13 protein-coding genes are annotated in these 14,690 nt (G+C 42.8%); 7 read left to right on the plus strand and 6 right to left on the minus strand.

Annotated features, from left to right (window positions below):
• Nucleotides 1–81: 81 nt before the first annotated feature.
• Both R7Q47_RS02730 and R7Q47_RS02735 read right to left on the minus strand, forming a co-directional pair.
• Complete coding sequence (locus R7Q47_RS02730; protein ID WP_318088580.1) at nucleotides 82–771, minus strand: hypothetical protein; 690 nt, start codon at nucleotides 769–771, stop codon at nucleotides 82–84.
• A 512-nt stretch (nucleotides 772–1,283) separates the two neighbouring features.
• On the minus strand, nucleotides 1,284–1,823 hold the full coding sequence (locus R7Q47_RS02735) for a redoxin domain-containing protein (RefSeq protein ID WP_005385152.1): 540 nt from the start codon (nucleotides 1,821–1,823) through the stop codon (nucleotides 1,284–1,286).
• Nucleotides 1,824–2,386: 563 nt separating this feature from the next.
• Between R7Q47_RS02735 and R7Q47_RS02740 the strand changes: the two genes are divergently transcribed.
• On the plus strand, nucleotides 2,387–4,144 hold the full coding sequence (locus R7Q47_RS02740) for an SgrR family transcriptional regulator (RefSeq protein WP_248486215.1): 1,758 nt from the start codon (nucleotides 2,387–2,389) through the stop codon (nucleotides 4,142–4,144).
• A gap of 9 nt (nucleotides 4,145–4,153) precedes the next feature.
• Here R7Q47_RS02740 and R7Q47_RS02745 read toward each other — a convergent pair whose 3' ends face one another.
• Nucleotides 4,154–5,029: a LysR family transcriptional regulator gene (locus tag R7Q47_RS02745; protein WP_248486217.1), complete on the minus strand. Its 876-nt coding sequence runs from the start codon at nucleotides 5,027–5,029 to the stop codon at nucleotides 4,154–4,156.
• 154 nt (nucleotides 5,030–5,183) lie between these two features.
• Between R7Q47_RS02745 and R7Q47_RS02750 the strand changes: the two genes are divergently transcribed.
• The 3 genes from R7Q47_RS02750 (at nucleotide 5,184) to R7Q47_RS02760 (ending at nucleotide 7,096) form a co-directional block, all read left to right on the plus strand.
• Nucleotides 5,184–6,152, plus strand: coding sequence for an aldo/keto reductase family oxidoreductase (locus tag R7Q47_RS02750; protein ID WP_248486219.1), 969 nt, complete (start codon nucleotides 5,184–5,186; stop codon nucleotides 6,150–6,152).
• A 9-nt stretch (nucleotides 6,153–6,161) separates the two neighbouring features.
• A complete protein-coding gene (locus tag R7Q47_RS02755; RefSeq protein ID WP_318088581.1) occupies nucleotides 6,162–6,548 on the plus strand; it encodes a heme-binding protein in 387 nt (128 codons plus the stop codon).
• Between the two features lie 167 nt (nucleotides 6,549–6,715).
• A complete protein-coding gene (locus R7Q47_RS02760) occupies nucleotides 6,716–7,096 on the plus strand; it encodes a hypothetical protein (protein WP_005375467.1) in 381 nt (126 codons plus the stop codon).
• 111 nt (nucleotides 7,097–7,207) lie between these two features.
• On the opposite strand, the gene R7Q47_RS02765 is transcribed toward R7Q47_RS02760, so the two are convergent.
• The gene (locus R7Q47_RS02765; protein ID WP_005375470.1) at nucleotides 7,208–7,540 is read right to left on the minus strand and encodes a helix-turn-helix transcriptional regulator; all 333 of its coding nucleotides are present in this window, start codon (nucleotides 7,538–7,540) and stop codon (nucleotides 7,208–7,210) included.
• 141 nt (nucleotides 7,541–7,681) lie between these two features.
• Here R7Q47_RS02765 and R7Q47_RS02770 point away from each other — a divergent pair, with 141 nt between their 5' ends.
• From R7Q47_RS02770 to R7Q47_RS02780, 3 genes are all read left to right on the plus strand, one after another.
• A complete protein-coding gene (locus R7Q47_RS02770; RefSeq protein WP_005375472.1) occupies nucleotides 7,682–7,993 on the plus strand; it encodes a hypothetical protein in 312 nt (103 codons plus the stop codon).
• A 723-nt stretch (nucleotides 7,994–8,716) separates the two neighbouring features.
• Nucleotides 8,717–9,874, plus strand: a complete 1,158-nt coding sequence (locus tag R7Q47_RS02775; protein ID WP_213867825.1) for an amino acid permease — start codon at nucleotides 8,717–8,719, stop codon at nucleotides 9,872–9,874.
• A gap of 232 nt (nucleotides 9,875–10,106) precedes the next feature.
• Complete coding sequence (locus R7Q47_RS02780) at nucleotides 10,107–10,448, plus strand: hypothetical protein (RefSeq protein WP_213871208.1); 342 nt, start codon at nucleotides 10,107–10,109, stop codon at nucleotides 10,446–10,448.
• Nucleotides 10,449–10,592: 144 nt separating this feature from the next.
• Here R7Q47_RS02780 and R7Q47_RS02785 read toward each other — a convergent pair whose 3' ends face one another.
• Both R7Q47_RS02785 and R7Q47_RS02790 read right to left on the minus strand, forming a co-directional pair.
• On the minus strand, nucleotides 10,593–12,464 hold the full coding sequence (locus R7Q47_RS02785; protein ID WP_017821611.1) for a methyl-accepting chemotaxis protein: 1,872 nt from the start codon (nucleotides 12,462–12,464) through the stop codon (nucleotides 10,593–10,595).
• A gap of 436 nt (nucleotides 12,465–12,900) precedes the next feature.
• A complete protein-coding gene (locus R7Q47_RS02790) occupies nucleotides 12,901–14,265 on the minus strand; it encodes a YjiH family protein (RefSeq protein ID WP_017635848.1) in 1,365 nt (454 codons plus the stop codon).
• Nucleotides 14,266–14,690: the final 425 nt, after the last annotated feature.

Here is a 14,690-nt window from a genome sequence, read left to right on the forward strand (position 1 = left end):
TTTCGTAAAACAACGTACTCTTTCTAGTCAGGCATATCGAGGCTACTTGAGCATAATCGTACTTTTTAATTTTTTGATTTTTTAGTTATTATTTGTCATAATTAGTAAGTTGTAGAATAAATCACTCACTTCAGTTGAATTTAAAAAAACACTATTTAATTCCAGTTTCTTTTCAAAATCGGAATATTTATCGAATTCCTCTTTCTCAACTAAACCTATTGGTGAGTTGTCGTTAACATGGCTTTCATATTTTTTGATGGTATATAATTTAGACTTTTCGTCAAAATATTGAATTATCTTAATGTTAACGTCAGGTCTCTCCGTATTATACGTGATCGTAATTTTTTCATAATCTTTATTAATCGGAGTCGTAAGCCCTGTAGGGTAGATGATTTTAAACCCATTAATGTCATTCTTCTTCGTGCTTTTATAATGTTTTGAGTATGAAAAGTTTTCAATTGCACTTTTAGTGACGATAATTGACTCACCTTTCTTTAAACCGTATTCGGTACATTCATAATCGTCGACAACCGTAGAATTTCTTTTCTTTTCAATCAGGTAGGACATAGTTGCAGATGTCCCTCCGTGTTCCAGTTTTTGTTGGTTTACAGAACAATAGAAATGACCTTTGTCCACCGTCATTGCGTTGACTTGTTCCGGATTTGAAATGGTGGGATGTATATCTTTTGCTGGATCGTTGTCGCTTCCTCCTGAACCGCATCCAACTAATCCGATACAAACGGCCATATAAAGCAAAGAGATTTTATTCATACTGTATTTCTCAATTAAGATGTGTGATTGCAAATAACGATTAATTACATTTTTATAAAGTGAAATGTTTTTTATTTTAATTGAACGGTGTTTTATTGGTAATTTAATCGTTTGCTTTTATTTTGTCTCTTACGGTATCTATGTTTTCATTTATGGTATGAATTATTAGATTTGCACAATTGTGAGTTGCAATAGGATAATAATCGCTAGCCAACTACTTGTGTAGGTACCGTTATGATTTATATATCCGTTAAGTCTAAGTTTTTAGTCTTAATTTCATGTATTTATCGTGAAAGTGACTTAGAAGTAAATAACTAACGTTGTTTGAGGGGAGCCTGGGCTTCACTGATCTTGTTTTTCATCAAGGCGTTGTATAATGAACAAGGACTCTATTTCCAACTTGTTGATACATATCAGATCTCACGGATCTGATATGCATTCCAAGTTATTCTCACTAAGGCAAGAATCCTAGCTTATTTAAGGATAGAAAGTTTACTTGGGTGCAGAAGATATTAGTAATCCAATGTGCCACGGATAGGGTAGTTATTGTTTGGATCGCGAATCCATGCCAATCCGCGTGATAGCGCGCCAAGCTCAGGGCGAACAAACGGGTTGTTTGAAATATCCACCACGTGTAAGTCGCCGTGTTCATTCACCACAAACAGACCTGGTTCTGCGAAATTATGATCGGTTTCCTGTTCAGATCGAGGAATAGATACATACAAGCCTAGCGTTTTCATTTGTTCTTCGGTCAAGCCGTAAGCGATAGGGAAGCTGATTTCGAGTTTCTCTAGATGCCCCTCTAGCTGTGCTTTTGAGTCGCCAGAAACGGCAAGAATATCGACGCCAGCATCAGCGAAAGCCTGTTTGTAACTCTCAAGCTCGTTGAGGTACTTAGTACAAAGAGGGCAGTGTTTACCACGATAAACGAATACTGCTTGCCAAGTCGCATCACCTTGCGGCTGACCCAACGTTACGCTTGAACCATCTAGCAAAGTGGCTTGAAGATGAGGGAAGCTGTCGCCCGCTTTAAGTTTCACTGAAGTTGCCATATTGACTCCCGAATTGGTGGTGTATATCCATGAATGCCCCTTTCTCAACAAAGCGATTGGGGGATGAGACTTCAATGTAGACTCTGTTTTGCGGTGTTTCAACTAGTTAACTTTTAGTAACCTGCAATAAGGTCGTAGAGTGCAAAAGATGAAAAAGCAGAACTTAAGATACAACGAAGTGGGGGTGTAGTATCAGGAGCTAAGTTCTGCTTGAGGTTAGGCTATGACCACTGGAACATATCGTTAAGATAAACCAGAGTCATCACTTCTATTTTATTACTCGATTGAGCTAGGCGTTGCTGAAAAAAGTACGCCATCATTGGCTTCTTCATTTTTCCTCCTTTAGCTGACGAGTAAATTATGTGTATAAAAGGGGATATAAAAAAGAGAGTGCTTTTGTTGGCTTTTTTCCTAATAACGTAAATATATGGGGCTTTAAAGCCGAATTTGGAGGTTAATTGTGGAAAAGGGGAACAGATAATTAGGAAGTTTTCTTATTTTATTACCGCCAACTTAAGTAAACTATTCCTATCCACAAACTTCACAGATCTAAGGTTGATTCAGTGTCTGATCTCAATTTGTTTCGCTATTACCAACGATTACTCTCGTTTAGTGTTGGTGATGAAACAAAAACCACGTTACAGGACATTGCCGACATCATGTTCACTTCTTCTCGGCATGCTCGTAGCCTGCTAACGCAGATGCAGCAGAAGGCGTGGTTGAGCTGGCACCCGAAAGCTGGGCGGAACCAACGATCGACTCTTATTCTGAATATGGAGTTAGACGTTTTAAAAGAGAGCTTGGCTCTTGAACGTATCAAGTTAGGCAAGTATGAAAAAGCACTGGCGATATTAGATGAAGACGAAATGGCATTTGGCCGTTTGTTAAAAACAACGTCTGGTGCTTCTGTTCAAGAAGGACAGCTCAATATTCAATTAACCTATAAGCGAATGTTTGAGCGCGTCGTTCCACATCAACTTCAGCGTAGCAGCGAACGTTTCTTATTAAGGCAAATCTATTGTTGCTTAGTTTCGAGTGATCACAATGGGAAAGTGCAACCAGAACTCGCACATCACTGGCGTTATGACGAAGACACCTACGAATGGACTTTCTACCTTCGTCCAGGTCTGACTTTTCATAATGGTAATTCCATTGATGCAGAAACAGTGGTTAGCTTGTTTGCAAAATTGAGTTCACTACAGTATTACGAAAAAGAATTGGCACATGTTGCTAACATTACTGCGCCAACGCCATTGAAGGTTGTTTTTAAGCTTAATCGAGCTGACTTGGGCTTTGCTGGACTTATTTCTGGTGTGAAATACGGCATTCAACCAGTAAGCCAAGTTAACGTAGCGAATAACAAGCTGGTGGTCGGAAGTGGCCCATTCTCTGTTGTCGAGCACAATGAAAGTCGTTTAAAACTGCAAGCATTTAATGGTTACTATGCATGTAGAGTTCTAACGGATTTGGTGACTATTTGGATTGTTAATGACGAGCAGATGGAGAACCCGTCATTGGCAGCAAATACGTTGCAAAGGGATACTTCGCCCGAGGAGGATTTGTGTGGACACTATATGTCGACGCAAAACCGAGAAAACTCATCGGCGAGCAAGCGGAGTCGAATAGAAGATGGTTGCTTATTCGCCTTATTTAATCAGCACGCTAAGCACAAACTCTCTTTAGCGCAGCGCCGTTATATTAGTGAGCTAATTCAACCTGAGCACTTGGCCGAAGTGATGCGCCGCGAGAATATTGTATTTGGGAGTATACCCGCTTATAACCTGCTACCAGGTTGGAAGCCAGTGCTCCGTCCGTTCAGTGAGCCGCTTAAGTTACCTAAACACATTACGATAGCAGGATATAACTATACCGCGTTGCGTCGCTGTGCGCGGGCTATTTCTAATCGTTTGGCGAGTGTTGGCAGTAAAGTAGAAATTGTTATGTATTCCTACCGTGAGCTGAACGAGAAGGCTAAGAACGGTGAGCTAAATGAGACAATGGTCGTAACGAACATAAACCTAGATGATAATCGTCATGCCTCAGCGTTCACGAACTTCTTCAGCAACGCTGTGCTATTCCACACTTTGGGAGAGAAGAACGCAAAATGGTTAGATGAACAACTACAGAGAGTCAGATCTTTCGTTCCACTTGAGGACTACCTTAATGCATTGGAGCCAATTGCATCGACGTTGATCAGCGAATACTGGATTGCACCCATGTTCCACCATACACAAACTTTGCGTTTCCAAGGCGTTTTAGAAGACGTCGCTCTTACTAACTGGGGTTGGCCAGATATTCGCTCGGTGTGGTCTGCGGATTAACTGCCTTAGTTATATAGCAAAGTGCTGCTTCACGAATTCAATGAAGGCTTTGGTTTTCGCCGATTGATAGATGAGTTGCGGATACACTAAGTAAACCGCGTTGTGCTGGTGGTCAGTTTCTTCCGATAGAACCTGCACTAGTCGGCCATTTTCAACGTCTTGCTCGACAAAGTAACTTGCTAATCGTGCAATGCCATTGCCAGACAGGGCTGATTCTTTGAGTAAGCGGTTTTCATTGCTAGAAAGCCAACCTTGGGTTTGAACTGTTCCTGTTTTTAACGGCCACTCTTTTTGATGCAATGTGGTTAAGCATTGATGCTGTTTTAAATCCGCTAACATCTCCGGCGTGCCTTCTTCTTGCAGATACTGAGGAGAAGCAACCAGCCAGTGGTAGTAGTCCAAAAGGTGATGCGCAATCATATTCTCTGGCGGCGTTCTTGTCGCTCGAAACGCAAAGTCGACGCTGGTTTCTGTCAGATTAAATGCTTGATAGCTAGAAAGTATTTCGAATTCTACGTTTGGATGTAGAGCGCGAAACGCCACACACAAATCATGCAGCACCGCTTCAGCAAACATCTTGGGAGCGGTAAGCCGAATCAGACCGTCTACTTGCTCAGATTGCTGACTTAAACTCTTTTCCATTTCCATTACGCGGCGTTTGAGATCTTCCGCTTGTGCAAAGATCGATTCACCTTCTGCCGTTAGTCTCACGCTGCGTGTGGTTCGAACAATCAAAGGCGTGGCGAGTTCCGATTCCAGTCGCTTGATTTGTTCCGACAGGTAACTTTTAGAGATCCCAAGTTGCTCTGCTGCTCTAGAAAAGTTGAGTGTTTGAGCCACTTCGGCAAACAGCATCAGTTTTTCGATTCTTTTGTAATCTGCCATTTTGATTGCTCGTCTTTATTGTTCGCTTTAATTGTTCGGTAGTGAGGATAATGAATTCGATTTTACGGTATTAAACTAATTTTTACGAACGGTAAGATGGTTTGAGTTAATTTCAGAAATTGAAAATACAGAAATCGGAAAAGTGAGAATAACGATGAACAATCCAACACTACCGCTCGCCAAAACCTTACCTAACGTTAGCCGCTTGGTCTTCGGCTGCATGGGGCTTGGAGGCGAATGGAATCGCAACCCATTAACCGCCCAAGATGAAAACCAAGCTTATGCCGCTGTAGAGGCAGCATTAGAGGTAGGCATTAATCTCTTTGATCATGCGGATATCTACAAATTCGGTAAGGCAGAAGAAGTGTTTGGGCGCATCTTAGCCAATGATTCAACCTTACGAGAACGAATTTACCTACAATCCAAGTGCGGCATCCGTCTAGGAGATGAGCAAGGTGTTAAGCAGTATGACTTCTCTGCTAAATGGGTGACGGCTTCTGTTGAGGGCATTCTTGAGCGCCTTGGCGTGGAGAATCTTGACGTTTTGATGCTGCATCGTCCTGATCCTTTGGTTGAATTTGAAGAACTGGGCACAGCGCTACAAGCCCTGAAACAAGCTGGCAAAGTTAACCACTTCGGTGTCTCTAACATGAACAGTGCTCAAATTGATCTTCTAAAACAGGCAACGGGCGAAGTTATTGTGGCGAACCAGTTGGAAATGAGTCTGGCTAAGTCTGACTTCATCAAGCAAGGTATGGGGCTTCCTTCGTCTGCATCTGACTACGTTGCGGGAACACTGGAGCATGCCCGTAAGCACAATATCCAACTGCAAGCGTGGGGCAGTATGGCGCAGGGAAGATTCTCAGAGCGTGGTTTACATTCTGATGATCACAACACCAGACAAACGGCGGAGATGGTGATGGCGCTAGCAGCTGAATATGGCGTGCCGTCAGAGGCGATTGTTTTAGCCTTCTTGACGCGTCATCCAAACCAAATTCAGCCTGTTATTGGGACTGCAAACCCACAGCGTATTCGCGCTTGTGCTCAAGTAGAGAACGTCACGCTATCACGCAGCCATTGGTATGGATTGTTCGAGAAAACCCTTGGTCATGAGATCCCTTAGGAGAGAAAAATGAAATACGTACAAGTTCAAACTCTAATTCAAACGGCATTGGAAATTGCGACTGCTCGCAAGCAAAACATTGCGGTTGGCGTGGTTGATACACATGGAGAATTGCTCGGTTTTGCCCGAATGGATGATGTGAGTGTGCAAGCAGGTTTGTTGGCACAGAACAAAGCTTACACCTCGGCTAGAGACCGTCAGCCTAGCGGCAATCTGGGTGCTTGGGCTCGTGAGACGGGTAAGCAGTTGAGTTATTGGACTGACCCGAAGATCACAGGCTTTATGGGTGGTGTGCCTATAGAACAAGAGGGGAAAATCGTCGGTGCAATTGGTATCAGTGGTTTGGCTGAGCAAGATGATGAAGCACTTGCGATGGAAGTATTAAACGCGCGTTGAGTATAATGTTTATCAGTAGGTGTGATGCTTTGTCCAGCTTTGTACTCACTGTAGGGACTCAAGTTCACAGGCTTCGTCGAGTCACAATGCTATCTAATAGCCTGAAGTAAGCAGAAGTTGAAATCGCGAACTATGATTAATTTATTTGAAAGCTTTGAGGCCTAAATATGTTTCATAAGGTATTCGTTTCGCTATTTTTTGTTCTCCTCTCAGGCTGTGGTACGAGTGACAGCGCGTTAAAAGAGAGCGGTTATGATGAAGCTTATATTCAAGGCTTTCATGACGGTCGGCATAGTGGTATGCAAGAGGCAGGGAATGATTTTGAACACTATATTAAGGACGAAACAAGGTATCAAACCGACTCCGATTATCGACAAGGCTGGGATGCTGGTGAGGTAGAGGGTAACAAGTTACAAAAGCAGGCGACCGCGATAGGACAAGGCATGATTGATAATTCGTATGAAGAACGTGATGTCTTTGATCCTGATAAAGTGGCGAAAGATGCAATAAAAGGCGTTGATACATCGGAATTAAAAAGCCTAGAGTAACGGACTGATATAAAGAATAAAACTCGTCATTTGACGAGTTTTATTCTTGTCTAAACGATTCATGTTTCAACGCTCAACAGGGCATTCATCGTTTGAGTATGAGTAATGTGGTTAATCACCTTTCTTGTTCTTTTGTTCAAGGATTAACGATAACAGGCGAACGAGCAGGGACTGAGCTTCCGGTGAGAGCAATCGCGCCACGGCCGTTAAGTCATTTGCTGTGACATGCTGAACATCACGTACATCTAAGGCAATATCTAGGTCAGTCAAATGAAGCGAACGCAATATGGCACGATATTGTGAGAGTTTAAGATCGGACTCTCCGCGCTCGATCCTTTGATATGTTTTTACGCTCATTCCAGCGATGTTTGCCATTTGCTCACGGGAGAGGCCATTCGATTTTCGTCTTGCGATCAGTGCTTGAATTATAGGGTCTACCTGCATGTGCTCTCCTGAAAGGACAGTTTTGACCTAAACGGAGCAAGAAGTGGACCAGTTTAACCACCACATATTTACCTGCTTTGCAATCAGTATAAAAATAACTGTCTTATAAAAACGTAAATATTTTAGTCAGTTATTAACTCAATGGAAAAGTATCAATCATACAAATCAATAGAAACGAAAGCTTCTATTCGCAAAATGCAACGCATTTTAGATCATTTATTTAGTGAAATTGATCAGCAACATCGTGAGACTAAAGAGAATGTTGTGACACTGATTCAACAGTCACAACAGCGATTGATGAACTACAAAGAGCTTTACCTTCACAAAGAATCGATAAGTGAAGTAGAGTTGCGGATGGCGCATGAAAATATGAGTGAGACTGAGAAGCAGGTCGCCGATATGGGTATTCCAGTGTTAACTTATATCATTGGCGCGCTAGATAAAGCGTATTAACACAGCCGTAAAGTCGGGCGATACAAGATTTATGGAATTTCGATCAATTGATGCCATCTAAAAGAAAGGATGCAAATGCTGGGGAACCACACCCAGCATTCGGACACTCATTTACCTATATTTTCGAACCGTAAATCAGTGTTTAGAGGTATGTGAACCGAACAGTGTCGGTACGCAGCGAATAATAGCGATATTGTCCGATCTAGGCTACGTCCTTGGAATCTAACACCTTCACTTAACCTGTAAATTAATCTGTACACCCAGCCAAATTGAGCCATTGAGCACGTTCTTCCTTTTCTTTAAGCGATAAAAGACTAATTAGTGACGAAAAAAACAACACATCTTAGGTAAAAGATAAGAGTTGTTAAAATATATCGCTATAAGATTGACCTTTTGCTTTTCAATCGTCCTGCTTATGCCTTACAATCTTTTCGAACCAAATCCATTCATAACGAATGGGGTTGATGAATTAAGATGAACAATTTTGCTTCGAACCCAAAGTTGCGCACATTTCATCAGCGATGACATCGCCAAAAATGACTCTCAAGTGTTCATGTGCAAATGATTAACCACCTTTTGTTGCATGTTTTCTTAGCCATACAGGGCTCTTGTAACATAGTGCTCTTGTAACCAAATTTTGACTAAGTCGGAGCGTTTTGTTGTGTGCTTTAGATAAAGCACAACTGGTGAGAAATTAACGGATTGAATTTAGAGGTATTAACCGTGAACCTAAAACTTGTCGGCAGCTCCCTGATCGTTGCAGGTACTGCTCTTGGCGCTGGTATGCTTGCTATACCAATGGTGCTTGCTCAATTTGGCCTCCTTTGGGGCACTCTTCTTATGTTGTTCATCTGGGCTGGAACGACTTATGCTGCGCTGCTCCTTCTTGAAGCCAGTTGTAAAGTAGGTGGTGGTGTGAGCATGAATGCAATTGCTCGCGAAACGCTTGGTAAAGGAGGCCAGTTGGTAACCAACAGCTTGCTTTACGCCCTGTTAGTTTGTCTATTAATGGCTTACATCATTGGTGCGGGTGATCTCGTACAAAAAGTAACAGCCTCAATTGGGCTTCCAACATCTACGATCTCAAGCCAAGTCGGTTTTACTCTTTTAGTTGGTATCATTGTTTCGGCAGGTACAGGGGTAGTAGATAAGCTGAATCGCGGTTTGTTCCTAGGCATGATCGTAGCGCTGATCCTGACACTTTTTGCGCTTGCACCAAGCGTCTCGTTTGAAGGACTTGATGAGGTTGTGAGCGACGATAAAATGGCACTTATCAAAACCAGTTCGGTGCTTTTCACCAGTTTCGGTTTTATGGTCGTGATCCCATCGCTTGTAACTTACAACAAAGAAGCGAGTAAAACACAGCTGCGTAATATGATTATCGTGGGCTCAACTATTCCGCTTGTTTGTTACCTATTATGGTTGTTAGCGGTTGTCGGCAACCTACCACCTCATGAGCTTGTTCAATACTCCAACGTAACAGAGTTGATATCGGTACTAGGTCAGCAATACGAGGGCTTAGAGTTCATCCTATCCATGTTTACTGGTTTGGCACTACTAACGTCGTTCTTAGGTGTTGCAATGGCGCTATACGATCAAAATGCAGACCTACTGAAAGCAAGTAAGCCAGTGATTTTTGTTACTACTTTTGTGCTACCACTATTAGGTGCTGTATTTGCGCCAGAACACTTCCTAGCTATTCTCAGCTACGCGGGGATTATTCTTGTGTTTCTCGCGGTCTTTGTCCCATTATCAATGACCATGAAAGTGCGCCGAGTGCCGGTAAAAGATGACAATATTTATGAAGCTGGTGGCGGCGCAATGGGAATGAGCATGATCTTCCTATTCGGCTGTTTCTTGCTGTTTGCCCAAGCAGTATAAAATCACGCTAGCTTATTTAAAAACTGAGCCGCTCGTAGTCAAACGGGCGGCTTTTTTGTATTCATAGCCGAACCCAGGCCACTCAAAGTCATCAGCATTTGTGATGTTTGACGTTTCTCTGATAATCACGGTTAGCGCTGACTTTTTAGTAAAACTCCTTAGCGAAAGGCTGACATGTATAGTGATTCACCCTTCTATTATATCGATGTTGATATGAATAAGAGGCTCTGTTGTGTCAAAGCAATTATCTTTTGCCATGGTTGGCGTTATGTTGTCTTTAGGTGTGTTGAGTACAGAAGCGGTGGCTGACCCGAAGCATAAGCATCGACATCGGTACGATCACCATCATGCGCATCACCACCATCATAAACACAAGCGCAAGCACAAGCATAAACACAAACATCGTGACGTTATTTATGTGGAGACCCGACGACCAAGGCGCAGTTACTATTACCATGACCGAATTCCTCGGAATAGTACCTACATAAAGATTGGAGATTTCACTTATCTAAAAGTGGACGACCGCTATTATCGTCGTTCTAATGATCGCTATATCCATGTCGAGTTCAATTAAACTTGAAAGGACACATAGTCGGCGTTCTTGTAATGTTGAGCTTAAAAGCACCAACATGGCACACGTAACATCGACCAATACTAGGGTTGAGGGTTAAAAACAAAAACAGCGAGCCGATGCTCGCTGTTTTTGCTTAGATGAGTGTTAGACAGTAAATCTATTTAAGATTTGATCTTGTTTATGTACATCTTCTTGTTGCGCCTGCATCGCGTCGTTGGTTCGATTTGCCGATTCGGCGACTTGAGTCGATAGGTCTTTAATATTCACCGTATTGTTGTTGATCTCTTCAGCGACGAGGCTTTGCTCTTCCGCTGCTGAGGCAATTTGCAAGTTCATATCGGAAATACGCTGAATCGCATCACGAATGCGTTGTAACGCACTATTTGCTAAACCCGCTTTTTCAACGGCCTCTATAGCACTACCTTTGCTTTGATGCATGGCATTTGCCACAGATGAAGCGCCAGATTGTAGTTGCTCAATCATAGTACGAATCTCTGTTGTCGACTCTTGAGTTCGTTGTGCCAGTGTACGTACTTCATCTGCAACAACGGCGAAGCCTCGGCCAGATTCTCCCGCACGTGCAGCCTCGATTGCGGCATTCAACGCGAGTAAGTTCGTTTGGTCCGCAATATCGTTGATGACTTTTAGAATCGTTTCGATATTGGCGGTAGCAGATTCCAACACTTGTACTTCTTCGACTGCAAGGTCAATGCTATCGGAAAGCATGTTTATCGTTTGTGTCGATTCACCAACGATAGAAGACCCCTCAACCGTTGCTTGGTCGGCTTCTTTGGCTGCACTTGCCGCACCTTGCGCATTATTAGCAACCTCTGTCGCGGTGACAGACATCTCATGCATCGCGGTAGCAAGTTGTTCTAGCTCTTGCAGCTGAGTGTGAATTGCGCCTGCCGAGTCTTTTGCGCCCTCAGCGGTGATTTGAGTTCCATTTAAAATTTGATCAGAAATACGTTTCGACTCAATGATTTGCTGTTGTAAGTTCTCCATGAACGTATTGAAGTTTGTGGCAAGCTCAGAAAACTCTTGGTCAGTATCTGTTTCGAGGCGTTGTGTAAGGTCGCCTTTCCCTGATGCTACATCTTTAATCGCATTGTTTAGCGTGTCCAAAGGACGCATGAGAGTGCGAATCAACAGAGTTAGGGCGATAATAGATGCAATCACGGCAATGATTGAATAAATAATAGCGTTGTTACGAAGCTCTCCTACGGCAGAATAGGCAACAGCTTCATCGATCACCGAACCTACGTACCAGTTCTCGCCAGGAATGTGAGTCAGGTTAACCATGTAGCGGTTGCCATCAATCTCAACATGTTGTGCTGATTGCGTAAGTTCGATTTGTGGGAGGTAGCTACCGACTTTCTCACCGTTGTATTTACTTTGAGGGTGAGCAATGGTTGTGCCATCAGCGGTGACCAAAAATAAGTAACCAGCATCAAACAGATTCACTTGGTTGACGAGATCAGAAAGGGTAGTTAATTCGAGGTCATAAAACATACCGGCTAAAAACTGGCCATTTTCTTTTACTGGCGTACCAACAGAGATGATAACGTTTTTCGAAGACGCATCGACGTACGGATCGGTTACGACCAAATCGCCTTTGCTCTTAGCTGCAATAAACCAAGGACGCTGACGTGGGTCGTAGTCTGGGCCCGCATCCCAGCCGTCGTCATTTTCAATCACAAAGCCATTACTTTCATAACCAAAACCGATGGCAAGGAAGCTGCTTTTTGGCGTGGGTCTTTCAAGTATGTTTTGAACATAGCTATGTGAACTGGGGTCAAGCTCAATCACTTCAGTAATGGAGCGAGCGAGATCCTTCTTTGCATTCATTTCTGATTGCACAGTGTTACCAACACTGGTCAATATCTCGTTTACACTTGAGTCGATTTGCTCCTGAGTTTGGGAGCGGATGGTCATAACTTGTTGTGTCGACAATAACGACACGGTAATTAGCAGCAAAAATGAAGAGGCTGTGACAACCTTATGTCTGAATTTCATGAGCTTTCCTCTGATTCTCCCGGTTGGTTCCACTTTGCTTTCGCCTCTTTTAAACCGAGCGAATTGGGCATAAAGAGAAACCTATTGTGTTTGGTTATATTTTTATCGACATCTTTGTCAAAAACATGAACTCATTTGTCGTCTTTTTTAACTAAATTTAAACAAAACGGTAGTTTACGTTAAAACTTGTGAGTGTGATCATGTTTGCGAGCTCGATTAATGAAATCGTCATAATGAAAAGAATTGCTTAACAAATAGTGGCATCAACTGGCTTTGCAGGTGAGGTGATGAAAATTTTGTTGGTGCTGGCAGGTGTTTTGTTGAAGTTTTGTCTTTGTAAATTATGAGCTTTTTACTAAAAGCCTAATGTGAACGGAGTTTTGGGTATAAAAAAGGCCCCGACGATGCGGAGCCTTTGTTTATTGACGTCTCGATTTTAGAAAATAAGATGAGCAACGCCAGCAATCACAGGTAACGTGATTAACGTACGTAAAATGAAGATTACGAAGAGCTCTACAATGTTTACTGGAATTTTGCTGCCTAACAGTAGGGCACCTACTTCCGACATGTAGATAAGCTGAGTTACTGACATTGCCGCAATAACAAAACGTGTCATTTCGTTATCGATTGAGGCCGCTAAAATTGCTGGGATAAACATATCCGCAAAGCCAACAACGATTGTCTGTGATGCTGCAACAGCTTCAGGGACTTGCAGTAGCTCTAGGTATGGGATAAACGGTTGACCCAGAATTGCAAATACAGGCGTGTATTCTGCAATCACCAATGCAACGGTACCAAGACCCATCACTACAGGTAGTACGCCAAATACCATGTCGACTGCGTTGTGTACGCCTTCTTTAAATACAGACTGAACCGATGTGACTTGACCAGCTCGCTTAAGAGCTAGATCCATACCCCAAGAGAATGTGGTGTGGCCTTCTGGTACTGCATCTGCGTCTTTATCAGGGTTGCTGCCGTCAATGTAGCGATCTTTCTTCAGACTAAGCGGAGGCAGGCGAGGAATGATAATCGCAGCTACGATTCCAGCTAGACAGATAGCGCCGTAGAAAGGCAAAAATAAGTGCTCTAGTTTTACCTGAGCGATAACAACTAGGCTAAACGTGATCGATACTGCTGAGAAAGTGGTCCCGACAACAGCCGCTTCACGCTGAGTATAGAACTTATTTTCGTATTGCTTGCTGGTTAGCAAGATACCAACACTTCCGTCGCCTAACCAAGATGCCATACAGTCAATTGCACTGCGGCCAGGTAGGTTGAATACCGGACGCATTATTTTACTGAGTAACGCACCAAATAGCTCCAGAAGACCGAAGTTCAAAAGAAGCGGAAGCAGTAAACCCGCGAAAATGAAAACGGCAAACAGAGTAGGTAGGAGACCAGTAAGAACAAGCCCGCCAGTGTTCTCTTCCCAAATTGCTTTTGGACCCACTTGGAAGAACGTCATTAACACGGCAGCGCCGCCGATTAAACGAACAACGAGCCAAAGTGGAGATGGGTTGAAGAGACCGTTTAAAAAACCATTACGTAAAATTGCAGCTGGCTTAAAAATTTTGCAAAGAACAGAAGCAACGGCCATGAAAGCGATGATACTGGTGACGATAGCAATCAAGGTATCGCCTAACACCGCTGGGATGACTTTTGCCATCACGGCAACGGGAATGGTTAGGCCGCCATCGTAAGAGATCGGAGCCATAAAGAGTAGAAGACCAATTAGGGAAGGGATGAAAAACATCCAAAAGTTGCCCTTAGGAGCTTCAGTAGCATTAGTGGTGTTATGCATAGTTGTCTCGTGTTACTACTAGTCAATACTTGCCATTTCCATGACATAAATATTCACTAAACATCCGTATTTAATCACAGTTTTGCGGAGGGTACCCGCAAACTGCATCCATTGCAATACTATTCATTAAATACATCTAGTTATTCAGCCGATTTGTCGGGTAATTGGTCAAATAACGTCTAAGTGTATGCGAATATGTTGCTTGTGTTAGAAAATTGTAGCACGAGAGGCGAATTGCGCAGTGAATTATGGGGCGCATTGTGACTGGAATAATAAAATGGTAAACAAATGTGATTTTGATCTAACTAACTTCTTTGCCAGAAATTCAGTTAGCCTTATCTATTTTAAGGTTTTTAGTGGTGTCAAAATACCGTTCAGCGTTTCTTGTACCGTTGCAGTGTGAACCTATTGAGCCAAATCCGATT

This window comes from Vibrio sp. Vb0349 (genome assembly GCF_033338975.1).